Source organism: Rhodanobacter spathiphylli B39, from assembly GCF_000264295.1.
Classification (GTDB): domain Bacteria; phylum Pseudomonadota; class Gammaproteobacteria; order Xanthomonadales; family Rhodanobacteraceae; genus Rhodanobacter; species Rhodanobacter spathiphylli.
Genome location: NZ_AJXT01000007.1, coordinates 17139 through 38460, shown reverse-complemented (window position 1 = coordinate 38460; position 21322 = coordinate 17139). Strand labels below are relative to the sequence as shown.

17 protein-coding genes are annotated in these 21322 nt (G+C 67.0%); 8 read left to right on the top strand and 9 right to left on the bottom strand.

The window, feature by feature from the left end; translation table 11 throughout:
- Position 1: 1 nt before the first annotated feature.
- Together UU7_RS05360 and UU7_RS05355 are read right to left on the bottom strand one after the other, a co-directional pair.
- Complete coding sequence (locus UU7_RS05360; RefSeq protein ID WP_007806120.1) at positions 2-766, bottom strand: enoyl-CoA hydratase/isomerase family protein; 765 nt, start codon at positions 764-766, stop codon at positions 2-4.
- A gap of 19 nt (positions 767-785) precedes the next feature.
- A complete protein-coding gene (locus tag UU7_RS05355) occupies positions 786-2237 on the bottom strand; it encodes a DUF4139 domain-containing protein (RefSeq protein ID WP_007806118.1) in 1452 nt (483 codons plus the stop codon).
- A 207-nt stretch (positions 2238-2444) separates the two neighbouring features.
- Here UU7_RS05355 and UU7_RS05350 point away from each other — a divergent pair, with 207 nt between their 5' ends.
- The gene (locus tag UU7_RS05350) at positions 2445-4127 is read left to right on the top strand and encodes a serine hydrolase domain-containing protein (RefSeq protein WP_162098638.1); all 1683 of its coding nucleotides are present in this window, start codon (positions 2445-2447) and stop codon (positions 4125-4127) included.
- Between the two features lie 50 nt (positions 4128-4177).
- Here UU7_RS05350 and UU7_RS05345 read toward each other — a convergent pair whose 3' ends face one another.
- Entirely contained in the window at positions 4178-4633 is a 456-nt protein-coding gene (locus UU7_RS05345; protein ID WP_007806114.1) for an acyl-CoA thioesterase, read from the bottom strand.
- Entirely contained in the window at positions 4630-7572 is a 2943-nt protein-coding gene (uvrA, locus tag UU7_RS05340; RefSeq protein ID WP_007806112.1) for an excinuclease ABC subunit UvrA, read from the bottom strand. The genes UU7_RS05345 and uvrA overlap by 4 nt, the downstream gene beginning before the upstream one ends.
- Before the next feature lie 140 nt (positions 7573-7712).
- Here uvrA and UU7_RS05335 point away from each other — a divergent pair, with 140 nt between their 5' ends.
- The 6 genes from UU7_RS05335 (at position 7713) to UU7_RS05310 (ending at position 11617) form a co-directional block, all read left to right on the top strand.
- Positions 7713-8228, top strand: a complete 516-nt coding sequence (locus UU7_RS05335) for a DUF2059 domain-containing protein (protein ID WP_007806109.1) — start codon at positions 7713-7715, stop codon at positions 8226-8228.
- Between the two features lie 152 nt (positions 8229-8380).
- Positions 8381-8695 carry a 50S ribosomal protein L21 gene (gene rplU / locus UU7_RS05330; RefSeq protein ID WP_007806107.1) on the top strand — a complete coding sequence of 105 codons (315 nt, stop codon included), beginning with the start codon at positions 8381-8383 and terminating at the stop codon, positions 8693-8695.
- A gap of 19 nt (positions 8696-8714) precedes the next feature.
- Positions 8715-8972: a 50S ribosomal protein L27 gene (gene rpmA, locus UU7_RS05325; RefSeq protein WP_007806105.1), complete on the top strand. Its 258-nt coding sequence runs from the start codon at positions 8715-8717 to the stop codon at positions 8970-8972.
- A gap of 148 nt (positions 8973-9120) precedes the next feature.
- Entirely contained in the window at positions 9121-10200 is a 1080-nt protein-coding gene (cgtA, locus tag UU7_RS05320) for an Obg family GTPase CgtA (RefSeq protein WP_007806103.1), read from the top strand.
- Positions 10201-10401: 201 nt separating this feature from the next.
- Entirely contained in the window at positions 10402-10728 is a 327-nt protein-coding gene (locus UU7_RS05315) for a cupredoxin domain-containing protein (RefSeq protein ID WP_040672893.1), read from the top strand.
- Positions 10729-10732: 4 nt separating this feature from the next.
- Positions 10733-11617: an FTR1 family iron permease gene (locus UU7_RS05310; RefSeq protein ID WP_007806100.1), complete on the top strand. Its 885-nt coding sequence runs from the start codon at positions 10733-10735 to the stop codon at positions 11615-11617.
- Here the strand turns inward: UU7_RS05310 and UU7_RS05305 are convergent.
- The 5 genes from UU7_RS05305 to UU7_RS05285 form a co-directional block, all read right to left on the bottom strand.
- Positions 11599-12990 (bottom strand): J domain-containing protein, encoded by a 1392-nt coding sequence (locus UU7_RS05305; protein ID WP_007806098.1) that lies wholly within the window; start codon positions 12988-12990, stop codon positions 11599-11601. The two genes, UU7_RS05310 and UU7_RS05305, sit on opposite strands and share 19 nt — an antisense overlap.
- Positions 12990-14678, bottom strand: coding sequence for a molecular chaperone HscC (locus UU7_RS05300; protein ID WP_007806096.1), 1689 nt, complete (start codon positions 14676-14678; stop codon positions 12990-12992). The genes UU7_RS05305 and UU7_RS05300 overlap by 1 nt, the downstream gene beginning before the upstream one ends.
- Positions 14679-14720: 42 nt before the next feature.
- Entirely contained in the window at positions 14721-16328 is a 1608-nt protein-coding gene (locus UU7_RS05295) for a carboxyl transferase domain-containing protein (RefSeq protein ID WP_007806094.1), read from the bottom strand.
- A 156-nt stretch (positions 16329-16484) separates the two neighbouring features.
- Entirely contained in the window at positions 16485-16910 is a 426-nt protein-coding gene (locus tag UU7_RS05290; protein ID WP_007806092.1) for a hypothetical protein, read from the bottom strand.
- Between the two features lie 161 nt (positions 16911-17071).
- The gene (locus UU7_RS05285) at positions 17072-18256 is read right to left on the bottom strand and encodes an acetyl-CoA C-acyltransferase (RefSeq protein WP_007806090.1); all 1185 of its coding nucleotides are present in this window, start codon (positions 18254-18256) and stop codon (positions 17072-17074) included.
- 226 nt (positions 18257-18482) lie between these two features.
- Between UU7_RS05285 and UU7_RS05280 the strand changes: the two genes are divergently transcribed.
- On the top strand, positions 18483-21314 hold the full coding sequence (locus UU7_RS05280) for a S8 family serine peptidase (RefSeq protein ID WP_007806089.1): 2832 nt from the start codon (positions 18483-18485) through the stop codon (positions 21312-21314).
- The last annotated feature ends 8 nt before the right edge of the window (positions 21315-21322 follow it).

Below are 21322 nucleotides of genomic sequence, written 5' to 3'. Positions count from 1 at the left end.
CTCACTTCTCGCTCTTGCTCTTCAGTTTCGCCACCAGCGCCTGCAGCACCGCCTGCGTTTCCGGATGGAAGAACGCGTCGACGAATTCATCCAGCGGCAGCGCGTCGACGTCGGCATAGGCGCCGGCCAGGTCGGCACGGGCCAGCCGGCGGGTGGTCAGCATGGCGTTCGACGGCAGCGCCAGCAGCTCGCCCAGCCAGTGCAGGGCGCGGGTAACGACCTGGTCCACGCCGGTCAGTTCGTCGACGAAGCCGCAGGCCAGTGCCGCGTCCGATTCGATCATCGCCCCGGCCACCAGCAGGCGTTCGGCACGGTAAGTGCCCACGATTCGGCGCAATGCCAGCTGGATCGATTCGGGCACGATCAGGCCCACCTGCACTTCGTTGAGGCCGATCCGGAATGGGCCAGAAGCCATCACGCGGTAGTCGCAGAACAGCGCCAGGACCGCGCCACCGGCCGGACTGTGGCCGGTGATCGCGGCGACCAGCGGGATCGGGCAGCGTGCCAGCGTGGCGCACAGGGCGAAGAACTCGCGCCAGTATTCGCGCACGCCGGCCCGGTCGCAGGCGAGCAGCGCGGGCACGTCGACACCGGCGGAGAACAGGCCCTGCGCGCCGGACAGCACGATGCCGCGGGCGTCGTCGAGGACGGCCGCTTCGATGGCGCCGCGCAGTCCGCGCACCAGGTCCAGATCCAGCGCGTTGACCGGCGGCCGGGCGAGCTGGATCTCGCGGATCGCATTGGCATGGGTAATCAGGTTGAGCATGAAGTACTCCGGTCAGAAATTACTGCGGCTGTTCGTCGGCAGTCCAGCTGTAGCGCACCGCGTAGTCGAGCACGGCCTTGCCATTGGCCGGTACCTCGACGCGGAATTCCAGTGTGTCGGGGCTTTGCTGGCTGGGCTTGCCGGTGGACGATAGCAGCACCCACTGTCGCCAGCGGCCGGGATGCTCGCGGACCGTCACGGTGCGCGGGCTGTCGCCGGCGTTGCTGAGGCTGATGCGGAAGCCTTCGTCCATCGTGCGGGCGGCCTTGTCGATGCTGAAGCTGGTGCGCTCGCGTTCTGCGCGCAGGTCGAACGCAGTGCCCAGGGTGATCGTGGCGTCGCTGCCCTTGGGCGTGTCGTCGATGCGGCCTTCGCCGATGAACTGCGGCGTGCCGTTGCGGTCGGCCGTGAGTACGCGCAGGTAGCCGGCCGGCAGGCTGTCGAAGGCTTTCAGCTTCAGGGTGCTGATGACGGCGTTGCCGCCGCCCTGGTTGAAGTCGCGGTTCACGATCGGCTGCTGCGGCTGGAAGCTGCCGCCGTTCTCGTACAGCGCGGTGCGCGTGCAATCCATCGCGCGGCTGGCATACAGCGGCACCTGGCTGACGCTGCCATCCGGCAGCTCGATCGCGCCGGGCAGGGCATAGCTGCGATAGTCGCCGATGCTGTCCTGTTGCGGCATGGCGTCGGCCTTCGCGTTGAATCCGCGTGCCATCGCCATCATCGGTTGCGGTGCCGAGGGCTTGGCCATGTTCGGCTCGCCGGCGATCAGGGTGAGCTTTGCATCGTGCCAGTCGCGCCCGCTGCGGTTGGCGATGCTGGCGCGTGCTTCGAACTGCATGCGGCAGGTGGCACCCGGCTGCAAAGTCGCCACATAGGCAGCGCGCCAGCCCAGGCCCGAGGTGGGATAGCTGAGCACGGCGCGGGACGTGCCCGCGCGTGCGGCGTCCACGCGCAGAGCCAGGCTGGAACCGAGCGGGAACTTGCCGTCGGTGCTGCGTACCGAGGCGTAGCTGCGCACCAGTGTGGTGCCGGTGATGCCGTCTATCAGCAGGCCGTCGCCCGCGCGCAGCAGGGTGCCGTTGGCCAGTGGCAGGCCGCCGGCGCCGAGCACTTCCACCGCATGCCCGACCAGTCCGGTCAAGGCCGCGTTCGCGCCTTGTGCCAGCAGCAGCCGCTGCGAGATCACCTTCGCGTTGCCGTCGGGAAAGCCCAGCGCCAGCGCCTCGGCGTCGAGCGAATTCGGCAGGTCGCCGATCACCACATCATGTGTGCCCGTGGCGAGATCCAGCGTGCGCTGTTCGCGCACCACGGCGTAGCCGTCGTTGACACTGCCGCCGTCGTTGCCGGCATACAGCGCGGCGCTGTCGCTGCGGTACAGCGTGAGTTCGGTGGTGTCGCTGGCATGTGCCGCGGACGCGACGACGGCGGCGATGCAGGCAAGGGCAAGGGCGGTGCGATGTGGCGTCGTCATGGGGCGCATTCCATCGTGGGGAGTGGATGACCATGATAGCGATGATGGGCGAAAGGAAATCGCGGGTGACTCGATTCGACCACGCCGCGCTTCCATCTTGACCGGGATGCGCCCGGCGCGCGCCGTGGCGAGTGTTCCCGCGGCCGGCCTGCAACCGGTTCGGCGCGGATGGTATCCCTTGCTCCGACATTCGCCATCGGTGCGTCCATGAACTTCATACGGCTGACCCCCGGCAGCTTCTTCCCCGGCATCGCCTGTGCGATCAAGGCTGCTGTCGGCGAATACCGCAAGATGCCCGAAGCCGGCGGGTGGACTGGAGGCATGCGGAAAGCCCGGGTGAGCGGCCTCCGAGCGTGCGTGCTGCTGCTCGCTGCAAGTCCCGTACTTGCAGCGGCCGACCCGTCACGGGCCACGACCGTGCAGGTCGCGGCGATGCGGATCCGTCACATGCTGGAACAGGTGCAACGGGTGCCGGGATCGTTTCCGGCGGTTTCCGCCGTTGTCGTCGAAGGTGACGCCACCCGGTTGCTCTACGTCAACGGCGAGGCGCATGCCGGCACCGGCGTGCGCGCCGATCACGCCACGCTGTTCTATGTTGCTTCGCAGACGAAGTCCTTCATGGGCCTGCTGGCGGCACAACTCGACGCGGAAGGCGTGCTTCCGCTCGACACGACGTTGGCCGGGATCTGGCCCGACCTGCATTTGCCGGCGCCGGCGGATCCGGCAGCGATCACCCTCGCGGATCTGCTTTCGCACCAGGAGCCGCTGACGACGGAAACGCTCAACCACCTGACCGCTTACGTGCGCACGGTGCCGGCGACGGACTATCCGGATCTGCTTGCGCACTACACCGAAGTGCGCAAGCCCGGGTTTCGCTACTCCAATCTCGGCGACCTGATCTACGGCGCGGCGCTGCAGGTGCGGACCGGGCGCAGTTGGCAGGACTGGCTGCACGACGAAGTCCTGCAGCCGCTGGGATTGGCCGATGCGCTTACCGCAACCTCGACTGTCGCGCCGCGGCGGCTGGCCTGGAACCATCAGTGGGATGGCGAGCGCTGGCGCGCGCTGCCGCCCAAGCCCGATGCCTTGATGCACGCCGCTGGCGGGCTGGCACTTTCAGCGGACGACATGGCTCGCTGGATGCGCGTCAATCTGGCGCGGCTCTCGCCCTCCGGCACGCCGACCACGGCGAGCTTCGAGCGGGTGCAGCGGCCGATCGTCCACGCCGATCTGGCCGACCACGAAATCGACTGTGATGGCTACAGCCTCGGCTGGTACAGCTGCGGTTACCGGGGCGAGCGGGTGCTGATGCACCCGGGCTCCTATCCCGGCGTGGTATCCGTGACCGTGCTGCTGCCGACGCGCCACGCGGGCTTGTCGCTGGTCATCAACAGTGACAGTGCCATCGAGGGCCTGGAACTGGAAACGATCAAGGCCTTCATCGGCCTGTCCACCGGCAAGGACGGCGAAGATGCGCGCCTGCGGAGGATCGTGATCGACTATCCGGCGCGCCTGGCGAAACTGGTGAAGCGGCGCGGCGATGCCATCGCCACGGCACGGGCGGATGCCAGGTGGGCCGGGTTCGCCTGGCGCCCGTCACTCCGCGAACTGGATGCACACGCCGGCGTGTTCGAAAGCCCTCGGCTGGGCACGCTGCGGGTGGAGCGTGACGGCGACGCGCTGGTGGCGATACTCGGTGCACAGCGCCTGCGCCTGCAGCCGGCGGCAGCGGGGCTGTTCGCAGCGTGGCCGCAGACGCTCGATCCGCCGGAGGAATTCCGCTACGACGCGGCCCGCGACGCGATCGACTGGGATGGCGATCGATTCGCGCGCAAGGCGCGCTCCCGCGGGGCGGCCCCGCCGCAGAGCCCGGCGAGGTCGACCAGGTGACCTTCGGTCATCGAGCCGGATTCCCGGTTCCGGCGCCCCAGGCAGCGCGATCAGCCGCCGCTCGAGACACCGGCAGCGGTGCGGATCGTGGCGGGAAGCGGCATTGCCTTGCCGCTGACCGGATTCATCCACACCATCACCACGTGGCCGTCGCAATACAGGCGGCCGGCGTCATCGGCGTCGACGATGCGATGTGCGATCGTCATCGAGCTGGTGCCGAGGCGAGTGCAGCGCAGTTCGATGTGCAGTGAAGCAGGCCAGGGAATCGGGCGCCGATACTGCAGTTCGCTGGCGGCCAGCACCGGCATCGCGTCCTCGCTGAACCAGTCGCGCACATGCTGCAGCCATTGCAGCCGCGCCTCTTCCAGGTAGGTGAGGAAGTTGGAATTGTTGACGTGGTTGAACGCGTCGAGGTCGCGCCAGCGCACCCCGAGGGAGGCGACGAACAGCGGCGCATGGGACGCACCGGTTGCGCTTTCGGCGATGTCGGTCGATGAGTTGCTCATGAAGGTTTCTTCTTCTTTCCGCTGCCGCGCATCGGCTTGTACTTGTCGGCCGAGGCGATGTGCTTGGTGGCGGCCTTGACGCGCCCGGCGGTGCCGGGCTTTTTCGGCTTGGCCGGTTTCAGGTGCGGCGCGAGGAAATGGCCGGTGTGCGACCCGGGCGTGGCCGCCACGGTTTCCGGCGTGCCGGCAACCAGGATGCGGCCGCCGCCCGCGCCGCCTTCGGGGCCGAGGTCGACGACCCAGTCGGCGGTCTTGATCACGTCCAGGTTGTGTTCGATCACCACCACGGTGTTGCCCTGGTCGACCAGCTGATGCAACACGTCGAGCAACTGCTCGATGTCGTGGAAGTGCAGGCCGGTGGTGGGTTCGTCCAGAATGTAGAGCGTGCGGCCGGTGTCGCGCTTGGAGAGTTCCTTGGACAGCTTCACGCGCTGCGCCTCGCCGCCGGACAGCGTGGTCGCGCTCTGGCCCAGCTTGATGTAGTCGAGGCCCACGGCGCGCAGCGTGTCGAGCTTGCGCGCGATGGTCGGCACGTTCTCGAACAGCTTCAGCGCGTCCTCCACCGTCATGTCGAGCACGTCGGCGATGGTGTGGCCCTTGTACAGGATCTCCAGCGTCTCGCGGTTGTAGCGCTTGCCGTGGCAGACGTCGCAGGGCACGTAGACGTCGGGCAGGAAATGCATCTCCACCTTGATCATGCCGTCGCCTTCGCAGGCTTCGCAGCGGCCGCCGCGCACGTTGAAGCTGAAGCGGCCCGGCGTGTAGCCACGCGAACGCGCCTCGGGCACCTGCGAGAACATGTCGCGCAGCGGGGTGAACAGGCCGGTGTAGGTGGCCGGGTTGGAGCGCGGCGTGCGGCCGATCGGCGACTGGTCGATGTCGACCACCTTGTCGAACAGATCCATGCCCGTGACGGACTTGTGCGGCGCTGCCTGCGTGCCGGCGCCATTCAGTTCGGCCGCGGCGAGGCGGAACAGGGTGTCGTTGACCAGGGTCGACTTGCCCGATCCGGAGACGCCGGTGACGCAGGTGAACAGGCCGGCCGGAATCGCCAGGTCGACGTTCTTGAGGTTGTTGCCGCTGGCGCCTTTCAGGTGCAGCCACGACTCGTCGTCGATCGGCTGGCGGCGTTCCTTCGGTACCTCGATCGCGCGCGCGCCGGAGAGGAACTGGCCGGTGACCGAGCGTGGCGAGTCCAGCATGTCCTGCACGCTGCCCTGTGCCACGATCTCGCCGCCGTGCACGCCGGCGCCGGGGCCGATGTCGAGCACGTGGTCGGCCATGCGGATCGCGTCCTCGTCGTGCTCGACGACGATCACCGTGTTGCCGAGGTCGCGCAGGCGGGTCAGTGTGCCGAGCAGGCGCTCGTTGTCGCGCTGGTGCAGGCCGATCGAGGGCTCGTCCAGCACGTACATCACGCCGACCAGGCCGGCACCGATCTGCGAGGCAAGGCGGATGCGCTGTGCCTCGCCGCCGGAGAGCGAGTCGGCCTGGCGATCCAGCGTGAGGTAATTGAGGCCGACGTCGTTGAGGAAGGTCAGCCGCTCGCGGATTTCCTTGACGATCTTCACCGCGATCTCGCCGCGCCAGCCGGTGAGCTTCAGTTCTTCGAAGAACTGAAGCGCGTCGTCGATCGAACGATGGGTCAGCGATGGCAGCGCATGGTCGGCGACGAACACGTTGCGCGCCGAGCGGTTGAGTCGCTGGCCTTCGCAGACCGGGCAGGGCTGGTCGCTGATGTACTTGGCCAGCTCCTCGCGCACCGCGGCGGATTCGGTCTCCTTGTAGCGCCGTTCCAGGTTCGGCAGGATGCCCTCGAACGGATGTTCGCGGGTGACCTTGCCGCCGCGTTCGGTGATGTAGCGGAACGCGATGCGTTCCTTGCCGCTGCCGTACAGGATGGCCTTCTGGACGTCCACCGGAAGCTTCTGCCACGGGGCGTCCACGTCGAAGCCGTAGTGCGCCGCCAGCGACAGGATCAGCTGGAAATAGTGCGCGTTGCGCCGATCCCAGCCGCGCACCGCGCCGCTGGACAGCGCCAGCTCGGGATGGCCGACCACACGCGCGGCGTCGAACACCTGGGTCACCCCGAGGCCGTCGCAGGACGGGCAGGCGCCCACCGGCGAATTGAACGAGAACAGTCGCGGCTCCAGCTCGGGCAGCGAGTAGTCGCAGACCGGGCAGGAGTAGCGCGAGGACAGCAGCTGCTCCGTCGCGGACTGATCGTCCATGTTCGCCAGGATCACCAGCCCGTCGCCCAGCCGCAGCGCGGTCTCGAACGACTCGGCCAGGCGCTGCTTGATGTCGTCGCGCGGGCGGAAGCGGTCGACCACCACCTCGATGGTGTGCTTCTGGCGCAAGGTCAGCGGCGGCACCGCGTCGAGGTCGTACACCGCGCCGTCGACGCGGGCACGCACGAAGCCCTGCGCGCGCAACTGCTCGAACACCTGCACGTGCTCGCCCTTGCGCTCGCGGATCACCGGCGCCAGCAGCATGTAGCGGGTCTCCGCATCGAGCGCGAGCGTGGCGTCGACCATCTGGCTCACCGTCTGCGCTTCCAGCGGAATGCCGTGGTCGGGACAGCGCGGCGTGCCGACGCGGGCGTACAGCAGGCGCAGGTAGTCGTATACCTCGGTGATCGTGCCCACGGTGGAGCGCGGGTTGTGCGAGGTGGATTTCTGCTCGATCGAGATCGCCGGCGACAGGCCTTCGATGTGGTCGACGTCGGGCTTCTCCATCATCGACAGGAACTGGCGCGCGTACGCGGAAAGCGATTCCACGTAGCGGCGCTGGCCTTCGGCGTAGATCGTGTCGAAGGCCAGCGAGGATTTGCCCGAACCGGACAGGCCGGTGATCACGATCAGCTGATCGCGGGGCAGGTCGAGGTCGATGTTCTTGAGGTTGTGCGTGCGCGCACCGCGGATGCGTATGGTGTCCATGGACGCCGGATATGGGGGGGAACCATTACTATACCAAGGAGTTTTGATGGTTCAGTGTCGACGGCGTCAGGTGACGGCCGGATTTGGCTCACCGTGCCGGCTGTGGCTAAATGCCGGTTTCACCCGTACGGAGGCAAGTCATGCACAAGTGGGCGGGAATCGCTGCCGCCGCAGCGCTGGCGCTGGGCGCCGCCGGACAGGCCGTTGCCGCGCAGCCGAGCGAAAAGCAGGTGCGCGAACTGTTCGAGGTGATGCACATGGATCGCATGTTCGGGCAGATGAACACGCAGATGGTCACGGTGATGGGACAGGCCGTGCCCTGCGTTCCGGCGTCCTACTGGCAGGGTTTCATCGACGCCAGCGGCAGCCGGCAGTTGCTGGACCAGATGGTGCCGATCTACCAGCGCCATTTCACCGCCCAGGATGTGGCAGGTTTGCTGAAGTTCTATCGCTCCCCGCTGGGCCAGAAGGTGATCACCCAGATGCCGGTAACGATGGCCGAGGGCATGAAGGTGGGCCAGGCCTGGGGCCGCGAGCGCGGCCAGGCGATGATCAGGCAGCTGCAGCAGAAGGGCACGCTGGACGCCAATGGCCAGTGTCCGGCCAGTCCCGCGGCCGCGAAGCCGGCCGTGCCGGTGCCCGGGTCGGGCCACTAAACGGTTCACCGCGGGGGCCCCGGCAAGGCCGTTCGGGTCTGGCGTGGTCAGTAATTGACCAGTGCGGGGTCGCGTCGCTATAATCCGCGGTTCGCCAGACCGGAAAAGGGTCATGGCGATACCCAAGAGAATAACGACAGAAGGGCATTCCCATGAGTTATGCAGTCATCAAGACCGGTGGCAAGCAGTACCGCGTCATGCAGGGCGACGTCCTGCGCGTGGAACTGTTGACCGCCGAAGAGGGCGCCACGGTCAGCTTTGACCAGGTGCTGCTGGTCGGTTCGGGCGAGTCGGTCACCGTCGGTGCGCCGGTCGTCGAAGGCGCCACCGTCAGCGCCACCGTGCGCAAGCACGGCCGTGCCGACAAGATCCGCATCATCAAATTCCGCCGCCGCAAGCACTACAAGCGTCAGCAGGGTCACCGTCAGCATTTCACCGAAATCGAGATCACGGGCATCAACGCCTGAGCAACTGGAGCATTGAGTCATGGCACATAAAAAAGGCGTAGGTTCCAGCCGCAACGGTCGCGATTCGAACCCGAAATACCTCGGCGTCAAGATCTACGGTGGCCAGGCCATCGAAGCCGGCAACATCATCGTGCGTCAGCGCGGCACCCAGTTCCATCCGGGTGTGGGCGTGGGTCTGGGTCGTGACCACACCCTGTTCGCGCTGATCGACGGCACCGTCAAGTTTGCCATCCGTGGCGACAAGAACCGCCGTTTCGTCGACGTCGTCCAGGCGTAAGCCTGTCGCGATGCGATAGCGAAGGCCCCGCCTCGGCGGGGCTTTTGTTTTTGAAGCGGGGAACGGGGAACAGGGAACGGGGCATGCGCTTCCCGTACTCTGTAACTGTCGTTCCCCGTTCCCCGTTCCCCGTTCCCCGGACCCACCCATGAAATTCGTCGACGAAGCACACATCAAGGTTATGGCCGGTGACGGCGGCAATGGCTGCATCAGCTTCCGCCGCGAGAAGTTCATCCCGTTCGGCGGCCCCGATGGCGGCGACGGCGGCTTCGGCGGCTCGATCTGGCTGGTGGCCGACGAGGGCCTGAACACGCTGATCGACTTCCGCCACCAGCGCAGCTTCAAGGCGAAGCGCGGCGAGAACGGCATGGGCAGCCAGATGTACGGCAAGGGCGGCGAGGACACCACGATCCGCGTGCCGGTCGGCACCATGATCACCAATGTCGACACCGACGAGGTGATCGGCGACCTGACCAGCCACGGCCAGCGCATGCTGGTGGCCCAGGGCGGCAAGGGCGGACTGGGCAATATCCATTTCAAGACCTCGGTGAACCGGGCGCCGCGCAAGGCCACGCCGGGCACGCCGGGCGACGTGCGCGAGCTGAAGCTGGAACTGCGCCTGCTGGCGGATGTCGGCCTGCTCGGTTTCCCGAATGCCGGCAAGTCGACCTTCATCCGCGCGGTGTCGGCGGCGACGCCGCGGGTGGCGGATTATCCGTTCACCACCCTGCATCCGAACCTGGGCGTGGTCAGCCTGGGCACCGACCAGAGTTTCGTGATCGCGGACATCCCCGGCCTGATCGAAGGCGCCTCCGAAGGTGCCGGACTGGGCATCCAGTTCCTGCGCCACGTGTCGCGCACCAGCCTGTTGCTGCACATCGTCGACATCGCGCCGATCGACGGCTCCGACGTGGCCGGCCAGGTACGGGCGATCGAACAGGAGCTGGAGAAGTTCAACCCCGAATTGCTGGAGCGCCCGCGCTGGCTGGTGCTGAACAAGGCCGACCTGCTGGCCGAGGACGAACGCCAGGCAGCCGCCGAGAAGGTGGTCGCCGAGCTGGGCTGGACCGCGCCATGGTTCCTGGTTTCCGCCGCCACCCGCGACAACACCATGCCGGTCTGCCAGCAGGTGCAGCGCTTCTTCGAGTCCCAGCGCGAGGAGAACCGGGAGCGTACCGACATGTTGCCCAACGACGTGCGCCTGCGCGGGGACCCGCCGCAGGACTGAACTGCGACGGCTCCGTCCTCCTCGCGGCCCGGGCTCCTGATCCAGATCAGGGGCCCGCTTGCATTCTGCTGCCAGAATGACGCCCGTTGCCCGCAGCGATGCCAGACCCGTGCCTTGTCGGGGGGAGGACTTGAATGCGGGCTTTCTTGTCGCCATGGTTGATAATGATTATCAATCAACTTGATGAGGCATGCCCAAGCCATGAAAGCCCTGATGTCCACCGTGCTCGCCCTGATGCTGCCACTGCTGGCCAGCGCGACCGAGGTGCCCGGCTACACGCTGACCCTGAAAGACCACCGCTACCAGCCCGCCGAGCTGCATCTCCCCGCCAATACCCGGGTGAAAGTGGAACTGGTCAACCAGGACCCGTCACCGGAGGAATTCGAGAGCGATGATTTCCCGGCGGAGAAGATCGTGATGCCGAACAGCCGCATCAGCATCTTCATCGGTCCGTTCAAGCCGGGTCGCTACCGCTTCTACGGCGACTTCCACCAGCCCACCGCCCAGGGCACGCTGGTGGTGGAGTAGCGCCATGTGGGCCATCGCCTTGCTGGTATTTCGCGAAGTGCTGGAAGCGGCGCTGATCGTCACCGTGGTCGCCGCCGCCACCCGCGGGGTGTCGCGGCGCGGCTGGTTCGTCGGCGGTGGCATCGCGCTCGGCGTGCTGGGCGCGTTGCTGGTGGCGCTGTCGGCCAGCCTGCTGGCCGATGCCTTCAGCGGCGCGGGCCAGGAGTTGTTCAACGCGGGCATCCTGATCGCCGCCGTGCTGATGATTGGCTGGCACGTGTTGTGGATGTCCAGCCACGGGCGGGAGTTGAGCCGGCAGATGCAGGCACTGGGCACGGCCGTGCACCGCGGCGTCAGTTCGCTGGGCCTGCTGTTGCTGGTGGTGGCCCTGGCGGTGCTGCGTGAAGGTTCGGAAGTGGTGCTGTTCCTGTACGGCATGCGCGCCGGCGGCGCGGATCACCTGTGGGCCGGGCTGGCGCTTGGCGTGCTGGCCGGGGCCGCCGTGGGTTTCGGCCTGTATGCGGGCCTGCTGCGGATTCCGTTGCGCCACTTCTTCGGCGCCACCAACGCCATGCTGGTGCTGCTGGCTGCCGGTCTGGCCTCCAGCGCCGCACGCTACCTGATCCAGGCCGACCTGCTGCCGGCCTGGGGGCAGCCGTTGTGGGACAGCTCGTGGCTGCTCGGCAACGGTTCGCTGCTGGGCCAGACCGCCCACGTGCTGATCGGTTACGACGCCCGCCCGGCCGGCATGCAGATGGTGTTCCTCGCCATGACCCTGCTGGTGCTGTGGTGGGGCGCGCGCTTCATGCGGCGTCAGCAAACGCCGCGAGTCCGGCCCGGCACGACGCCGTCGCGCACCACGTCCGTTGACGATGCCGCATCGAACCTCGGTCAGCGAACGCTGGCCTGACCCCGGGGCTGCCTTCGCAGATCGGCCGTCCATGCCAGCATGGCTGCTGCCGCAATCACGTCACCGGACGACAGCAGGTCTGCGCCCAGGCCCGCGTTCAATACGGCGTGGAGCACCGGAATGGCCAATAGCAGCGCCAGTCGGACGTAGCCCGAGTTGAAGACCGCGTACCGGCTCGCGTGGTGGTACCAGTAGCGACGAACCGACAGCCACAAGGCCGGCGCGATGAGCACGAGTCCTGGACCGTCCTGCCCGACGGCGCCGAGCACCACGCCGGCAGCGCACAGGAGCGGCACCACGAACTTGCGCGCGGCGCGCGGTTCCCGTTCGATGTACCAGAGGACGAGCGCAGACCAGGCCATCCAGAGAGCCCACAGCGCACTGGGCACCATCACCACGCCGACCACGATCAGCATGGGGCGAAACGCGATGCTGTCGGTGCAGAGCAAGCTCAGCAGCGGCGCCAGCAGGATGCCAAGCAGCAGCATGCCCGTGCTGCGGACGCCACCCAGGATCAGCCGCGGACGAGTGACGCGCTGACGATTTGCCGCAGCCAGCCAGAACCCGAGCTGGGTGCGGTCGATCGTTTCGGGCAGATCTTCCGGGTGGTTGTCGCTTGCCTCGGCGACGAAGTCCGCGATGCGTTCGGGAACGACGACATTCACGCCCAGCCAGAGCACTCGCGACCAGCGGAACGGGCGTTGCAGCTGGCGCAGAACCCAGTGCGCCCGCCAGCGTTGCAGCGGTGTACGCAGTTCCAGCCGCGCGCCAAGACGGTCTTCGTCGTCGTCCTGCAGTTGCCAGGCCAGGCGGGAACGCCGCGTGAGCTGCAGCATGGCCAGGGGATCGTGATCGGCCAGTGCGTGATCGAGATCGAAGAAACGCAGCAGGGTCTCCATGCAGTCGACCGGCATCGGCGGCGCCTGTTCGTGGAGCTCATTCAGCAGGTATCGGCCGACCCGTGCCTTGAGCTGCAGCGACCACAGCTCCTGGCGACCCGCCAGCCACGCCTGCAGTGCCACGGCATCGCCGCCCGAAGCCTGCGCGAACACGGCGCTGCAGAAGGCGGCCAGGTCGAAGCGAAACGGCGCGGGTGGCTCGATGGCGGCCGGGAGATCCGCTGCGCCCGCAGCGGCCGGGACTGCGGAGGACAAGGGCAGGGATGGCTCGCGCACCGGCTCATGCGGCGGTGCGGTTGCATCGACGGCCGCGGCCCGGCAATGGGCCAACGCCGCCTGATAGGCGGCGTGCAACTGCTGGAACCCTTGCGGGTCGTCGTCGGGTCGGGTGAGCCGCAACCGCTGCGCGTAAGCACGCTTGATTGCGCGTTCGTCGGCGTCGGCGGCCAATCCGAGCAACTCGAACGGCGACATCAGGCCGACTCCAGCGTATCCAGCGCGCGGCCGAATTCGCGGCGATGCTCGCGGATGACCGCCTCGTCCTGGCTTTCCAGTGCGGTGCGGAAACGCGCGATCCATTCCTGCAGCTGGTCGCGTGCATCCAGGTGTTCCTCGTACAGGCGCTCCGCGCGCGCCAGCATGGCGAGGTTCTCGTGCTTGCCGCGCGGATGGATCTTGAGGTCGTTCAATGCCGCCAGGCGTTCGCGGATCTGCTGCGCGTCGAGCAGGCCCGGATTCTGTTCCAGCAGCAGCTCGTAGCGGCGATCACTGGCATGCACCCGCGCCTCGACCTGCAGCACGCCGTTGATGTCGTAGGTGAAGCGCACGGTCACGGCGTTCTCCGTGATCGACAGCGTCGGGTCGATGTCCACCGTCAACTCGCCCAGCTTGATGTTCTTCTCGACCAGCGGGCTCTCGCCCTGGTAGACGTCCAGTTGCACCTGCTGCTGCCGTTCGTGGACCGGCCAGAAGGTTTCCTCCCGGCTCACCGGCACCGTGCTGTTGCGCTGGATGACCGGCTCGAAGAAGCCGGTCACGGCGCGCCCCTGTTCGTCGCGGCGCGCCACTTCGGTACCCAGCGAATACGGGCAGACGTCGGTGAGGATGATCTCGTCCAGGCGCTGGTCGCGCGACTTCAGCCCGGCCGCGATGCAGGCACCCAGCGCGATGGCCTGGTCGGGGTTCACGTGACGCAGCGGCAACCGGCCGAACATGCGCGACACCGTGCGGGCGACCAGCGGCATGCGGCTGGCGCCGCCGACCAGCACGATCTCGTCCAGCTGTTCCGGTTTCAGCCGGGCATCGCGCATCGCCCGTTCCAGCGGCGCACGCATGCGCTGCACCAGTGGATCGGCCAGCCGGTTGAAGCGTTCCTCGTCGATCCGCCAGTCCAGCTGCCGGTCGCCCAGCGCGAACTCGATGCGTGCATGACCTTCGCTGCCCAGCGTGCGCTTGGCCACCTCCAGCCGCCGTCGCAGCTGGCCGCGCTGGCTGGCGTCCAGTGTGTCGTCAGCGAGTTTGAGGTCGGCGCGGCAGGTCTGTTCCAGCAGGTCGAGGAAGTCCTCGCCGCCGAGGAAGTTGTCGCCGGCGCTGGCGTGGACTTCGACCACGCCCTCGAACATTTCCAGCACCGACACGTCGAAGGTGCCGCCACCGAGGTCGAAGACCAGGAAGCGGGCGCCGTCGGATTGCTCGCGCAGGCCGTAGGCCAGCGCGGCGGCAGTCGGTTCGTTGATCAGCCGCTCGACGCGGATGCCGGCCAGCTCGCCAGCGGCGCGGGTGGCCTTGCGCTGGGCGTCGGAGAAATAGGCCGGCACGCTGATGACGGCCTCGTCGACCTTTTCCCCCAGCGCCGCCTCGGCATCGGAGAGCAGCGAGCGCAGGATCAGCGCGGACAGTTCTTCCGGGCGGAAGCCGTGCGTGCCCAGCCGGGTCTCCCGCGAGGTGCCCATCCAGCGCTTGAAACTGGCCACGCTCCTCTGCGGATGGCTGACCAGGCGGTCGCGGGCCGGCTGACCGACGATCACCTGGCCGGCCTCGTCGACGCTGACCACCGAGGGCGTGAGGAACTCGCCCAGCGCATTCGCGAACAGCCGCGGCCCCGTTTCGTCGTAACAGCCGATCAACGAATGCGTGGTGCCCAGATCGATACCGACAATCATCCCTGACTTCCCCTGTGAAGTCGTTGTGCGTGACGGCAAAGCTTACATGCGGAACACGCCGTAACGCTGCGGCTCGATCGGTGCGTTCATCGACGCGGAGATGGCCAGGCCCAGCACCCGCCGCGTGTCGACCGGGTCGATGATGCCGTCGTCCCACAGGCGGGCGCTGGCGTAGTACGGATGGCCCTGGCGCTCGTACTGCTCGCGCAGCGGCGCCTTGAAGGCTTCCTCCTCGGCGGCCGACCACTCGCCACCCTTCGCCTCGATGCCGTCGCGCTTGACCGTGGCCAGCACGCTGGCGGCCTGCTCGCCGCCCATCACGCTGATGCGCGCGTTCGGCCACATCCACAGGAACCTTGCTCCATAAGCCCTGCCGCACATCGCATAGTTGCCGGCGCCGAAGCTGCCGCCGATCACCACGGTGAACTTCGGCACGTGCGAGCAGGCCACCGCGGTGACCATCTTGGCGCCGTCCTTGGCGATGCCGGCCTGCTCGTACTTCTTGCCGACCATGAAGCCGGTGATGTTCTGCAAAAACACCAGCGGCACGTTGCGCTGGTTGCACAGCTCGATGAAGTGCGCGCCCTTGAGCGCGCTCTCGGCGAACAGGATGCCGTTGTTGGCGACGATGCCCACCGGGTAGCCGTGGATGTGCGCAAAGCCGCAGACCAGGGTCTTGCCGTAGCGCGCCTTGAACTCGTGGAACTCCGAGCCGTCGACGATGCGCGCGATCACCTCGCGGATGTCGAACGGACGGCGGGTGTCGGCGGGAATCACCCCGTACAGTTCCTCGGCCGGGTACTTCGGTTCGACCGGCGCACGCAGGGCCAGCGGCATCGGCTTGTTGCGGTTGAGGTGGCCGACGATGTCGCGGGCGATCGCCAGCGCGTGGGCGTCATTCTCGGCATAGTGGTCGGCCACCCCGGAAATGGACGTATGGACGTCTGCGCCGCCCAGCGTTTCGGCGTCCACCACCTCGCCGGTGGCGGCCTTCACCAGCGGCGGGCCGCCGAGGAAGATGGTGCCCTGTTCGCGCACGATGATGGTCTCGTCGCTCATCGCCGGCACGTAGGCACCGCCGGCGGTGCAGCTGCCCATCACCACCGCGATCTGCGGGATGTTCAGCGCGGACATCCGCGCCTGGTTGTAGAAGATCCGGCCGAAATGCTCCTTGTCCGGGAACACCTCGTCCTGCAACGGCAGGAAGGCGCCGCCGGAGTCGACCAGGTAGACGCAGGGCAGGCGGTTCTCCAGCGCCACTTCCTGCGCGCGCAGGTGTTTCTTCACGGTCATCGGAAAATAGGTGCCGCCCTTGACCGTGGCGTCATTGGCGACCACCACCACCTCGGTGCCGTTGACCCGGCCGATGCCGGTGATCACGCCGGCGGCGGGGGCGGCATCGTCGTACATGCCGTGCGCCGCCAGCGGCGACAGTTCCAGAAACGGCGAGCCCGGGTCGAGCAGTGCGCGGATGCGCTCGCGCGGCAGCAGCTTGCCGCGGGCAACGTGCTTCTCGCACGCCTTGGCGCCTCCACCTTCCGCGCTGCGGGCCAGTTCGCGCTGCAGGTCTTCGACCACGGTGCGCAACTGCTGGCTGCTGGCCTGGAATTCGGGCGAACGCGGATCGATCTGCGATGCAATGACGCTCATGGATGGAAGCTCACGGTCGGTTCCCGTCGGGGACAAACCATGGATGATAGCGGGGCGTCGTGCCACCACCAAAAGAATCCGTGCAGCGGGTTAATCACGGGCCAAAAAAAACGGTCGCACGAGGCGACCGTTTCTTTAATGCAGAACCGAGAGGGATCAGTGACCCTTCATCGCGTCCTTGGCCTTGTCGGCAGCATCCTTGGCGTTGCCAGCGGCGTCCTTCGCAGCGTCGGCAGCCTTGTCGGCGGCGTCGGCAGCGTTGCCGGCGGCGTCCTTGGCCTGCGACATGGCGTCCTTCGCAGCGTCGGTGTTGGCCGGAGCAGCGGCGGAAGCCGCGACGGCAGCCTGTGCAGCCTGGTCGGCGGCCTGGCCAGCTGCGTCAGCAGCGGTCTTGGCCTGGTCTGCAGCCTGCTCAGTCGCCGGGGTCGGAGCCGCCGCGGCAGCCTGCTGCGCTGTATCGGCAGCCTGCTGTGCGGTATCAGCCGACTTCTGGGCGTCCTGCGCGGAATCCTGCGCGCCGTTGCTGCATGCCGCCAACAGCGCGACGAGCGCGGCGGCGAGTAGGGTACGCGTAAACTTCATGGTGGATCTCCTTTGCCGTGGAATGCCGTTTGGCCGTGTATTAATAACGCTTTCGTGGACATTGCGCCAGATGTTTATGGCGACCCTTCAGTGCGTATTAAAAACAGATTTAACCGGCCGTCATGTGAATATTGCGCGACAGTGGCCGGCCGGCCTCCGGATCAGTCAATCGATTCGATCGCGATGGCGGTCGCCTCACCGCCGCCGATGCACAGGGAAGCCACGCCGCGCTTCAGGCCACGCACCTTCAGCGCGTTCAGCAGGGTCACCACCAGCCGTGCACCGCTGGCGCCGATCGGGTGGCCGAGCGCGCAGGCACCGCCGTTGACGTTGAGCTTGTCGTGCGGAATGCCCAGCTCCTTCATCGGCGTCATCGCGACCACGGCGAACGCCTCGTTGATCTCGAACAGGTCCACGTCCTCGACCTTCCAGCCGGCCTTGTCCAGCACCTTCTGGATCGCGCTGACTGGCGCCGTGGTGAACCACTGCGGCTCCTGCGCATGGGTGGCGTGCGCCACGATCCGCGCCAGCGGCTTCAGTCCCCGCTTGTTCGCGTCGTCGGCGGAAAGCAGCACCACCGCCGCGGCGCCGTCGGAAATGCTGGAGGAGCTGGCCGCGGTGATCGTGCCGTTCTCCTTGCGGAAGGCGGGCTTCAGCGTGGGGATCTTCGCCACGTCGGAACGACCCGGCTGCTCGTCGGTATCGACGATCACGTCACCCTTGCGGCGGCTCACCGTGACCGGGGCGATCTCGTCGGCGAAGGCGCCATTCTGCTGGGCCGCCTTGGCCCGGTTGACCGACTCGATCGAGAACGCGTCCTGCTCTTCGCGGGTGAAGTGGTACTTGTCGGCGCACAGTTCGCCGAACACGCCCATCGCCTTGCCGTCGTAGGGGTTGGTCAGGCCGTCCCAGGCCATGTGGTCGACCAGCTGGCCATCGCCATAGCGGATGCCGGTGCGGGCGTTGACCATGTGCGGCGCATTGGTCATCGACTCCATGCCGCCGGCCACCACCACGTTGGCCGAGCCCGCCTTGATCAGGTCATGGCCGAGCATGATCGCCTTCATGCCCGAGCCGCACACCTTGTTGATGGTGGTGCAGCCGGTGCCGACCGGCAGGTCCGCGCCCAGCGCCGCCTGGCGCGCCGGTGCCTGGCCGAGGTTGGCGGGAAGCACGCAACCCATGATCACTTCGCTGACGTCGGCCGGAGCCACGCCGGACTGCTGCAGTGCCGCGCGAATGGCGACGGAACCGAGCTTCGGGGTGGGGACGCCGGTGAACTGGCCCAGGAACGAGCCGATCGCTGTGCGCTTCGAACCGACGATGACGACGCTGACATCCGACATGGACAACTCCGCTTGCAAGACTTCGGTGGGGCGCGAACGCCTGAAAGGAAACTCGACGATTATCGCAGTCCGCCGGGAGGCTGGGCAAACCGCGACGAATCCTTGAGGCGCAAGGGCTTGCGTGTGTTTCATTGGAATTTCGTTGTGCGAAGATGCGTGCGGGGACTGCGCCGGGTGGCGGCTGCACCGACGGCGGTCAGATCGAAGCGCGCGTGCGGGGGGCGGGATGAACAGACTCGATTCGGTTTTGCGGCGCCGCGAGTTGGCGCTGCTGGTGGCGGTGGCCTTGGGCCTGAGCGCCTGCGGCGGTGGCGGCAACGTCAGGCCGACGCCGCCCCCGACGGTACCGAGTTCGCCGCCCCCCACCACCTCGAACAACCAGCCGCCGCTGGATGCCCAGCTTGCGCTCACCAACACGTACGGGGCACACAGCCTGGGCTACACGGGTGTCGGGGTGACCATCGGCGTAGTGGACAGCGGCATCATGCGGAACCATCCCGCGCTGGCCGGACGGGTGCGGCAGGAACTGGTCTATGTCGATCCCTCGGTCAACAACACGGCGATCGACGACGTCGTCGGTCACGGCACCTGGGTCTCGCAGATTGCCGCCGGCCAGGCGTTCGATCAGTTTCCCGGCGGCATCGCGCCGGGCGCCAGCCTGGTGTCGGCGCGAATCATCAGCGATGTCACGCCCAAGGACGACGGCTCGGGCAAGGGCAACGAAGTCACTGCCGCCGATGCCGACTTCTTCGCGCAGACGCTCAACCCCGCCCTGATCAATGCCGGTGTGCAGGTGATGAACAACTCCTGGGGTGGCATCTACTGGGACACCGCCAACGCCAGCATCAACCAAGCCTTCGCCCAGGCCTACCAGCCGTTCGTGGTGCAGCATGGCGGGCTGGTGGTGTTTGCCGCGGGCAACGACTCGCGCAGCGATCCCAGCGACATCGCCGCCTTGCCCAGCCTGGCGCCGCAACTGGAGGCGGGCTGGCTGGTCGCGGTAGCCGTCGACAGCAATCATCCGACCCAGTTGGCCAGCTACTCCAATGCGTGTGGCAAGGCGATGAGTTACTGCCTTGCCGCGCCGGGTGACGTGATCGTCAGCGACAAGGATACGGTGGCGGGCACCAAACCGACCTACTGGATCGTGAGCGGAACGTCGTTCGCGGCACCGGAGGTGTCTGGCGCCGCGGCCTTGGTGTGGCAGGCGTTTCCGTATTTCAGCAACGACCTGGTGAGGCAGACCCTGCTCGGCACCGCCGATGATCTGGGTGCACCGGGGCCGGATCCGGTATTCGGTTATGGCGAACTGAATGTGGGCAAGGCCGTCCGGGGGCCGGCAAAGTTCGACTGGGGTGACGTCACGGTCAACTTGCCCGGCTATGGCACATCATCGACCTGGGCCAATTCCATTGCCGGTACTGGCGGCTTGATCAAGCAGGGTACCGGTACCCTCAACCTCACCGAGGACGCCAGCTATACCGGATTGACCCAGGTCCAGATGGGCAATCTCAATGTGACGTCGCTGGCCTCGTCAGTGAACATTTCGCCAGGAGGCACGTTGTACCCGACGATCGGCATTGGTGGCTCGGTGGTCAACGGTGGTGTTTTCACGTTGAACAGCGACAGTCCGATCACCATCGGCGGCGACTACAGCCAGACCAACAATGGCATGCTCGATGTGTCGCTGGGATCGGTCTTGCAGGTCAACGGCAAGGCAACGTTGTCCGGCACCACAACCTTGCTGGTGATGGGCAAGCGTGCTGGTTACGTGGCCCATTTGCACACGGATATCATCAATGCGTCCGGTGGACTGACCGGCACCTTCAGCGCAATCAATGCTGGCTCCGGCGTCCTGCTTACCGCCACGCCTGGCTACGACAGCAGCAGCATGTGGCTTGATGTCACGCGTGCAGATGTCACCTCGGTGCAAGGCATGACTTACACCGGTGCGTCGAACGGCGCTGCCCAGCGGGTGGAGAATGCATTCAGGCAGATCGACAACGCGCTTGGCTCGCCCATGGGCACGGGCGGTTCGGTGGCGGTCAGTGGACAATTCATCGATGGCGCGGCGAGCCTGCAACAGTCACCTTCGACGACTACGTTTGCGCGTTCGCTGGAGAGCCTCTCCGGCCAGTTGCACGCGGCCAGCGCGGCGATGACGTTCGAGGCGATCGATGCCGGTACGCGGGCGTTGTCCGATCGCTTCGACAGCCTGCTCGACGCACCGGCCGTGGGTGGCTGGACGCAGAACCTCGGCTATCACGGCGGCCTGTCGCGCAGTGGCTACGACAGCGTCGGCTATGACCTTGGCGGCGCGCTGGTCGGACAGGACTATCGCGTCGACGGCAACGGCATCGTCGGTTACGCGCTGGGCCAAAGCCAGGGCCTGGGGCGGCTGGCCGAGCGTGCGGACCAGGGCTACAGCCATGCGCTGGAAGCGATGCTGTATGGCGGCGTGATCCATGGCTCGTGGTACACGATGGGCCGCTTCGGCATCGGCAGCTACCGCGAAACCATGCGCCGTCAGCTGCAGCTCGGCGATCAGTTCGCCGGCGTGGCCAGCGACGGCAACGGTCGTTACGGCGTGGCTTACGGCGAAAGCGGCTATCGCCTGGCGCTGGGCCGCACGCAGGTCACACCCTACATGAACCTGCAATATGCGCAGATCCAGCGCGACGGTTTCAACGAGCGGGGCGCCTACGGCTTTGGCCTGAAATCGGCGGCGCAGACCACGGCGCGCTGGCAGGCCGGCGCGGGCCTGCGGGCCACGCGTGACTGGGCCTTGCCCGGTGGCGGCAGCCTCAGCCTGCAGGGACGCGTGTCGTGGCAGCAGTCATTCGGCGTGCGTGGCGAAGTGTTCGACGCGAGCTTCAGCGGCATCGACCAGTTCGCGCCGGTCGGCGGCATCGGGCTGTCGCGTTATGGTGGCGTGCTCGGCACCACGCTGGACTGGCGCATGGGCCCGCGCGCAAGCCTGCAGATGGGCTACGACGAGTATCTCGGTCAGCGACAGCAGGCCAGGATGGCCACGGCGAACTTCCGTCTGGACTTCTGAGCGACGCC

Bases quoted from the DNA above. Each gene is read 5' to 3' on its own strand.
- UU7_RS05305 (WP_007806098.1), bottom strand. From the start codon at position 12,990: ATGTCGCCGTTCGAGTTGCTCGGATTGGCCGCCGACGCCGACGAACGC.
- UU7_RS05345 (WP_007806114.1), bottom strand. From the start codon at position 4,633: ATGAGCAACTCATCGACCGACATCGCCGAAAGCGCAACCGGTGCGTCC.
- UU7_RS05310 (WP_007806100.1), top strand. From the start codon at position 10,733: ATGTGGGCCATCGCCTTGCTGGTATTTCGCGAAGTGCTGGAAGCGGCG.
- rpmA (WP_007806105.1), top strand. From the start codon at position 8,715: ATGGCACATAAAAAAGGCGTAGGTTCCAGCCGCAACGGTCGCGATTCG.
- UU7_RS05315 (WP_040672893.1), top strand. From the start codon at position 10,402: ATGAAAGCCCTGATGTCCACCGTGCTCGCCCTGATGCTGCCACTGCTG.
- uvrA (WP_007806112.1), bottom strand. From the start codon at position 7,572: ATGGACACCATACGCATCCGCGGTGCGCGCACGCACAACCTCAAGAAC.
- UU7_RS05280 (WP_007806089.1), top strand. From the start codon at position 18,483: ATGAACAGACTCGATTCGGTTTTGCGGCGCCGCGAGTTGGCGCTGCTG.
- UU7_RS05285 (WP_007806090.1), bottom strand. From the start codon at position 18,256: ATGTCGGATGTCAGCGTCGTCATCGTCGGTTCGAAGCGCACAGCGATC.
- UU7_RS05355 (WP_007806118.1), bottom strand. From the start codon at position 2,237: ATGACGACGCCACATCGCACCGCCCTTGCCCTTGCCTGCATCGCCGCC.
- UU7_RS05335 (WP_007806109.1), top strand. From the start codon at position 7,713: ATGCACAAGTGGGCGGGAATCGCTGCCGCCGCAGCGCTGGCGCTGGGC.
- UU7_RS05295 (WP_007806094.1), bottom strand. From the start codon at position 16,328: ATGAGCGTCATTGCATCGCAGATCGATCCGCGTTCGCCCGAATTCCAG.
- rplU (WP_007806107.1), top strand. From the start codon at position 8,381: ATGAGTTATGCAGTCATCAAGACCGGTGGCAAGCAGTACCGCGTCATG.
- UU7_RS05300 (WP_007806096.1), bottom strand. From the start codon at position 14,678: ATGATTGTCGGTATCGATCTGGGCACCACGCATTCGTTGATCGGCTGT.
- UU7_RS05350 (WP_162098638.1), top strand. From the start codon at position 2,445: ATGAACTTCATACGGCTGACCCCCGGCAGCTTCTTCCCCGGCATCGCC.
- UU7_RS05360 (WP_007806120.1), bottom strand. From the start codon at position 766: ATGCTCAACCTGATTACCCATGCCAATGCGATCCGCGAGATCCAGCTC.
- cgtA (WP_007806103.1), top strand. From the start codon at position 9,121: ATGAAATTCGTCGACGAAGCACACATCAAGGTTATGGCCGGTGACGGC.
- UU7_RS05290 (WP_007806092.1), bottom strand. From the start codon at position 16,910: ATGAAGTTTACGCGTACCCTACTCGCCGCCGCGCTCGTCGCGCTGTTG.